The sequence below is a fragment of the Streptomyces sp. NPDC094147 genome (assembly GCF_044764265.1).
Lineage (GTDB): Bacteria > Actinomycetota > Actinomycetes > Streptomycetales > Streptomycetaceae > Streptomyces.
Genome location: NZ_JBIWHT010000028.1, coordinates 76,801 through 82,883 on the forward strand (window position 1 = coordinate 76,801; position 6,083 = coordinate 82,883).

The 6,083-nt window shown below is 70.9% G+C and carries 7 protein-coding genes; 1 reads left to right on the top strand and 6 read right to left on the bottom strand.

Annotated features, from left to right (window positions below; all coding sequences use genetic code 11):
• Positions 1–12 precede the first annotated feature (12 nt).
• The gene (locus ACIQ8J_RS29500) at positions 13–1,176 is read left to right on the top strand and encodes an acyltransferase family protein (RefSeq protein ID WP_403275687.1); all 1,164 of its coding nucleotides are present in this window, start codon (positions 13–15) and stop codon (positions 1,174–1,176) included.
• 50 nt (positions 1,177–1,226) lie between these two features.
• On the opposite strand, the gene ACIQ8J_RS29505 is transcribed toward ACIQ8J_RS29500, so the two are convergent.
• The 6 genes from ACIQ8J_RS29505 to ACIQ8J_RS29530 all read right to left on the bottom strand — a co-directional run.
• Complete coding sequence (locus ACIQ8J_RS29505; protein ID WP_403275689.1) at positions 1,227–1,871, bottom strand: NAD(P)H-binding protein; 645 nt, start codon at positions 1,869–1,871, stop codon at positions 1,227–1,229.
• A gap of 81 nt (positions 1,872–1,952) precedes the next feature.
• Complete coding sequence (locus ACIQ8J_RS29510; protein ID WP_403275690.1) at positions 1,953–2,936, bottom strand: aldo/keto reductase; 984 nt, start codon at positions 2,934–2,936, stop codon at positions 1,953–1,955.
• Between the two features lie 67 nt (positions 2,937–3,003).
• On the bottom strand, positions 3,004–3,438 hold the full coding sequence (locus ACIQ8J_RS29515) for a MaoC family dehydratase (protein WP_403275691.1): 435 nt from the start codon (positions 3,436–3,438) through the stop codon (positions 3,004–3,006).
• Between the two features lie 5 nt (positions 3,439–3,443).
• Positions 3,444–3,896: a MaoC family dehydratase N-terminal domain-containing protein gene (locus ACIQ8J_RS29520; protein ID WP_403275701.1), complete on the bottom strand. Its 453-nt coding sequence runs from the start codon at positions 3,894–3,896 to the stop codon at positions 3,444–3,446.
• Positions 3,897–4,040: 144 nt separating this feature from the next.
• A complete protein-coding gene (locus ACIQ8J_RS29525) occupies positions 4,041–5,117 on the bottom strand; it encodes a hypothetical protein (protein ID WP_403275693.1) in 1,077 nt (358 codons plus the stop codon).
• 82 nt (positions 5,118–5,199) lie between these two features.
• A partial coding sequence (locus ACIQ8J_RS29530; RefSeq protein WP_403275694.1) for a biotin/lipoyl-containing protein occupies positions 5,200–6,083 on the bottom strand: 884 nt, incomplete at its 5' end.

The window sequence follows — 6,083 nt, forward strand, 5'->3', positions numbered from 1 at the left end:
AGGAATCCCGCCTTGTCAGACATAGCCATCCGCTCGCGCATCCCCCGCACCCGGCTGCTGCCGTCCCCCTCCGGGCAGCAGCCGACCGTCACGAAGCGGCCACCCCGGCTCTACGTGCTCGACGGGTTGCGCCTCATAGCCGCGCTCATGGTCGTCGCCTTCCACTTCGTCGGGTACGACCGCTACGGAGCCAAGGGGGTGTGGGGCCAGAGCACCGCGGTGCTCTTCCCGACCGCGCACAAGATCGCCAGTTATGGCTGGCTCGGTGTCGAGCTCTTCTTCCTCATCAGCGGATTCGTCATCTGCATGAGCTGCTGGGGCCGCACCCCGCGCGACTTCTTCGTCTCCCGTGTGGTGCGCCTGTACCCCGCCTTCTGGGTGTGTGTGCTCACCACCGCCGTCGTCCTGCGGCTGGACGGGGACCGCTCGATCACCCCGTCCCGCGTGCTGACGAACCTCACGATGCTGCACGAACCGCTGGGCGTGCCGCATGTGGACCCGGCGTACTGGTCGCTCTGGGCCGAGATGCGGTTCTACCTCCTGTTCGCCGTCGTCGCGTGCATGGGCCTCACCTACCGGCGCGTCGTGGCCTTCTGCGGCATCTGGCTCCTGGGCTCCGTGATCGCGCCCATATCCGGCATCCCGCTCCTGACGGTCGCCTTCCAGCCCCGATACGCCCCCTTCTTCGTGGGCGGCATCGTGATCTACCTGATGCACCGGTTCCGGCCGGCCCCCATGCTGTGGCTGCTTCTGGGGGGCACCTGGCTGCTGGCGCAGCAGCAACTGCTCGCTCTCATCCACGAGGACGCGGGGGTCGGCGTCCGGGTCTCGTGGACGGTATCCCTGGCGGTGATCACCGCCTTCTACGCGATCCTGCTGGCCGCGGCCCTCGGGAAGCTGTCCTTCCTCAACTGGCGCCGCCTCACCACCGCCGGTGCCCTGACGTACCCGCTCTACCTCCTGCACGAGTACATCGGCTGGACCGCGATCACCCACCTCCGCGGCACGATGCCGCCCTACCTGCTGCTGGCCGTCCTGGTGGCAGGTGTGCTGGCGGCCGCCTGGGCGGTGCACCGGCTCGTCGAACGCCCCGTCGCCCGACGGCTCAAGAGCTGGCTCAGCACCCCGCACACGGTCCGGCCGACCGAGACGACCATCGCTCCGCCCAGACCCTGACACCGGCGCCGCACCGAGCCGTCGACGCGGCGACCGGAGTGTTTCAGGTGTCAGGCCAGGGTCTGGAGGGCCTCCGCCAGGGGGCGGGGGCCGTCCGTCACCTCGAACGTGCGGTTGTGGGTGGCCGGGACGGTCAGGGCGGCGACGGCGACCGCGGCCAGGTCCGCGCGGGACAGCTGGCCCTCCTCCACCTGCGCGCCCGCGCTGATGCGGCCCCGGGCGGCGCCGTCGTTCAGCCACGGCGGGCGGACCACCGTCCAGGTCAGGCCCGAGTGCATGAGGTGGCCGTCGGCCGCGTCCTTCGCCTCGCCGGTGGCGCGCAGATAGCGGGGCAGGCGGCTCTTGTCGCCGCTGCCCATCATGGACACCTGGACCCAGTGGCGTACTCCCGCGGCCGCCGCCGCGTCGATGGCCGCGACCACGCCCCGGTGGTCGATCAGCTCCGCCTGCTTCTTCGTCATGCTGCGGGTCGCCGCCGCGTTGATGACCGCCTCCGTCGAGGCGAACGCGCCCGCCAGCGCGGCGGCTGTCGGGGCGGCCAGGTCGAGTTCGGCGGTCTCGATCCCGGCGGACCGCAGTTCGGCCGCTCGGGCCGGGGTCCGTACGACGGCGCGTACGGAGTGGCCCTGCGCCAGGAGCTGCTCGACCACGAGCCGGCCGGTGGCACCGGTCGCGCCGAGGACGGTGATGTTCATGGGGATTCCTTCGTGTGTGGGTGGTGGGGGAGGGGAGATTCGTTGGTGGCGGCGTCGGCCTCGCGGGGCCCGCCGACCCGGTTACCGGTTCACCGTCGCCATTCGCGCCGCGTCGTACCGCGGCCCCACCACCGCCCCCGCCGGCACCGCCTGCTCGATGTCCCTCATCTGCTCCTCCGTCAGCCGCAGGTCCAGGGAACGGAGGTTTTCGGCGAGGTGGGTGCGGCGCTTGGTGCCGGGGATGGGGACCACCGCGGGGTGCTGCGCCAGCAGCCAGGCGAGGGCCAGTTGGGCGGGGGTCGCCTCCAGACGGGCCGCGATGCGGCGCAGGCGGTCGACCAGGGTGAGGTTGGCGGCCAGGCCCGCGCCCGTGAAGCGCGGCGCGTGCCGGCGGACGTCGTCGTCGGCGAACTGCGCCGGGCCGGTGACGCCGCCCGTCAGCAGGCCGCGCCCCATGGGCGAGTACGCGACGAGCCCGATGCCCAGCTCGCGCAGGACCGGCAGTACGTCACTCTCGATGTCCCGCGTGAACAGCGAGTACTCGTACTGACCCGCCGTGACCGGATGCACCGCGTGCGCCCTGCGCACCGTCGCGGCGGACGCCTCCGAGATGCCCAGGTGGCGCACCTTGCCCGCGCTCACGAGCTCGGCCAGCGCGCCCCACGTCTCCTCGATGGGCACCGTCGTGTCCACCCGGTGCTGGTAGTACAGGTCCAGGTGGTCCACGCCGAGCCTGCGCAGCGAGGCGTCGCAGGCCGAACGGACGTACTCCGGGCGGCCGTTGATGCCCAGAGTGGTCCCGTCGGGGGCGCGCTCGATGCCGAACTTGGTGGCGAGTACGACCTCGTCGCGACGGCGCCCCGCGATCGCCCGGCCGACCAGCGTCTCGTTGGTGAACGGGCCGTACATGTCCGCGGTGTCCAGCAGGGTCACCCCCTGGTCGAGGGCGCGGTGCAGGGTGGCGACCGACTCGGTGTCGTCGCCTGCGCCGTAGAGGTCGCTCATCCCCATGCAGCCGAGGCCCAGGGCGGACACCCTCAGGCCGGAGAGCCGACGCTCGTGCATTCTTCTCCTGTATGTACGTGATGGGTGGTGCCAGTTACCACTGGCCGGGCCTCAACTCGCTTGCAAATCAAGCCAGTTGGACTTTCGCTCTCGCCATGCCCAGGACCTTCTGGCCCGCACTCGTCGCGGTGAGGTCGACGCGTACCGTGCGCGCCTCGTCGTCCAGCTTCGCCGCCACCTTCGCGCTGACCTCGATCAGCGCCCCGGTCCCGTCATCGGGGACGACGACCGGCTTGGTGAAGCGGACGCCGTATTCCAGGACGGCACCGGGGTCGCCCGCCCAGTCCGTGACCACACGGGCCGCCTGCGCCATCGTGAACATGCCGTGCGCGATGACGTCGGGCAGCCCGACCTCCTTCGCCGACTTCTCGTTCCAGTGGATCGGGTTGAAGTCCCCGGAGGCGCCCGCGTACCGGACGAGGGTGGCGCGGGTCACGGGGAAGGAGCGGGCCGGCAGTTCGGTGCCGGGCTCGACGTCCTCGTAACGGATCTTCGCGGTCATCCGCCTCACGCCCCCTCTGTCGCGCGCGACACGAGCTTCATCCAGGCCGTCACGACGTGCTCGCCCGTCTCGTCGTGGACCTCGCCGCGGACGTTCAGGACGTCGTTGCCCGCCAGCGTCTCGGCCTTCTCGACGGTCGAGGTCACCGTCAGCCGGTCGCCCGCCCGGACGGGACGGGTGTACGCGAACTTCTGGTCCCCGTGCACCACCCGGCTGAAATCCAGGCCGAGTTCGGGGTCCTCGATGATCTGGTCCGCCGCCTTGAAGGTGAGGGCGAACACGAAGGTCGGCGGCGCGATCACATCGGTGTGGCCGAGCGACTCGGCCGCCTCCGGGTCGGTGCAGGCGGGGTTCTCGTCCCCGACCGCCGCCGCGAACTCGCGGATCTTCTCGCGGCCGACCTCGTAGGGCGCGGTGGGCGGATAGGTCCGCCCCACGAAAGTCTGGTCGAGCGCCATACCGCTCGCCACCTCCTGCAAGTTGTCGTACGGGAACGGGACGGGGGCGGGGAAGGGAACAGGGCCGCGGATGTCGACGGCTGGGGGAAGCTTCGGCATCCGCGGCCCTTATAACCCCCCGTCCCCGGGGGGGGGATCAGGGGCTCAGAACTTGCGGAGTACGAAACCGTCGCGGGTCTGCTTGCCACCGCTGCCGAAGAGGATGTTCACGTTGGCGCTCAGCACGTAGTTGCCCGCCGGGGTGATCGCCACCGTGGTGGGCGCCACCTCCGGAGAGGCCTCCTTGCTCACGATGTGACCGCTCTTCCAGCCGTCGTCCGAGCGGAGCTTGAACAGCGCGTCCGCGCCGGTGGAGCGGATGGTGTTGGTCGCCGCGTACAGCGTGCCGTCGGCGCCGAGCGCCATGCCGTCCGCGCCCACGGGGCGCTCCTTCAGGGCGATCTCGGTGAACTTCTTGGGGTCGTGCAGCGGGATGCGGAAGAGCTGGCCGCTGTCGTACCGCACCACGATGACGAAGCCCGCCGGGTCGACGACGATGCCGTTGAGGCCGACGTTGGGCACGCCGTTCTCGTCCTTGCCCGCGTCCAGCGCCTTGTCCTGGAGGAACGTCGACGCGGCGCCGGACGGGGTGACCTTGAAGATCGTGCCGGTGAACGAGTCGGTGACGTAGGCGTTGCCCTTGGCGTCCAGCGCGAGGTCGTTGGCCAGGTGCAGGCCGGGGGCCTGGCTGAGGTCGACCCGCTTCTCCAGGGCGCCGGTCTTCAGGTTGAAGATGGCGAGGCCTGCGTACCGGCCGCGGGTCTCCGGGGTGGAACCGACGCTGAGCAGGGCGTTCGGCCCGGCGTAGACGTCTCCGTACGTGGCGAGCAGGCGGTTGCGGGCGGCGTCGACGCGGATGCCGCCGGTCCCGATCAGGCTCGGGTCGCTGACCAGGGTGTGCGGTATGCCGTCGGCGCCCACCGCCGAGATGGTGCCGTAGCGCAGCGAACCGATCAGGAAGGCGTTGCGGGTCGGGTCCCACGTCACGCCCTCGGGGTGGATGGCGTGGCCCTCGCCGTGGATCACGGGGGGCAGCTGGACCGCGGTGGCCGCGGCCGCGTGGGCCTGCGGGGCGGGCTGCGCGGTGTGGGCGGACGCGGCCATCGGGAGCATCAGGACGGCGGCGAGGGACAGGGCGCCGGGGACGGCGGCCTTGCGCACCTGGCGCAGGCGGTTCGACATGGTAAATCCTTGACTGTGGTGGGAAGTTGGGACTTCTGGTACGCGTGGACTTGCAGACTTCGGGAGGGCGAGCGCGGGGGCTTCAGCCCTTGATGGCGCAGATCGTGGCGCCCGAGGTGACGGATGCTCCTACCGCCGCGGCCAGCTCCTGCACGGTTCCGGAGCGGTGTGCGTTGAGTGGTTGTTCCATCTTCATGGCTTCCAGGACGACGACGAGGTCGCCTTCCTTGACTTCCTGGCCTTCTTCGACGGCGACCTTGACGATCGTGCCCTGCATGGGTGAGGCGAGGGTGTCGCCGGAGGCCGACGGGCCCGCCTTCTTGGCCGTACGTCGCTTGGGCTTGGCGCCGCCCGCGGCCGCGGTGCGGGCCAGGGACATGCCGAGTGAGGAGGGCAGGGAGACTTCGAGGCGTCGTCCGCCCACTTCGACCACGACCGACTCGCGAGCGGCGCCCGTCTCGTCGCCGTCCTCGTCCGGCGACGCTGAACTCGCGTACGCCGCAATGCCGTTGACGAATTCGGTTTCGATCCAGCGGGTGTGGATGTGGAAGGGGGCGGTGGTGAAGGCGGGGGCGGTGACGACCGCGCGGTGGAAGGGGATGGCGGTGGCCATGCCTTCCACGGTGAACTCGGCCAGGGCGCGTGCTGCGCGCTGGAGGGCCTGTTCGCGGGTGGCGCCGGTGACGATGAGTTTGGCGAGGAGGGAGTCCCAGGCGGGGCCGATGACCGAGCCGGATTCGACGCCCGCGTCCAGGCGGACGCCGGGGCCGGACGGCGGTGCGAACCGGGTGACGGTGCCGGGGGCGGGGAGGAAGCCGCGGCCGGGGTCTTCGCCGTTGATGCGGAACTCGAAGGAGTGCCCGCGCACCGCCGGGTCGTCGTAGCCGAGGGCTTCGCCGTCGGCGATGCGGAACATTTCGCGGACGAGGTCGAGTCCGGTGACTTCTTCGGTGACGGGGTGTTCGA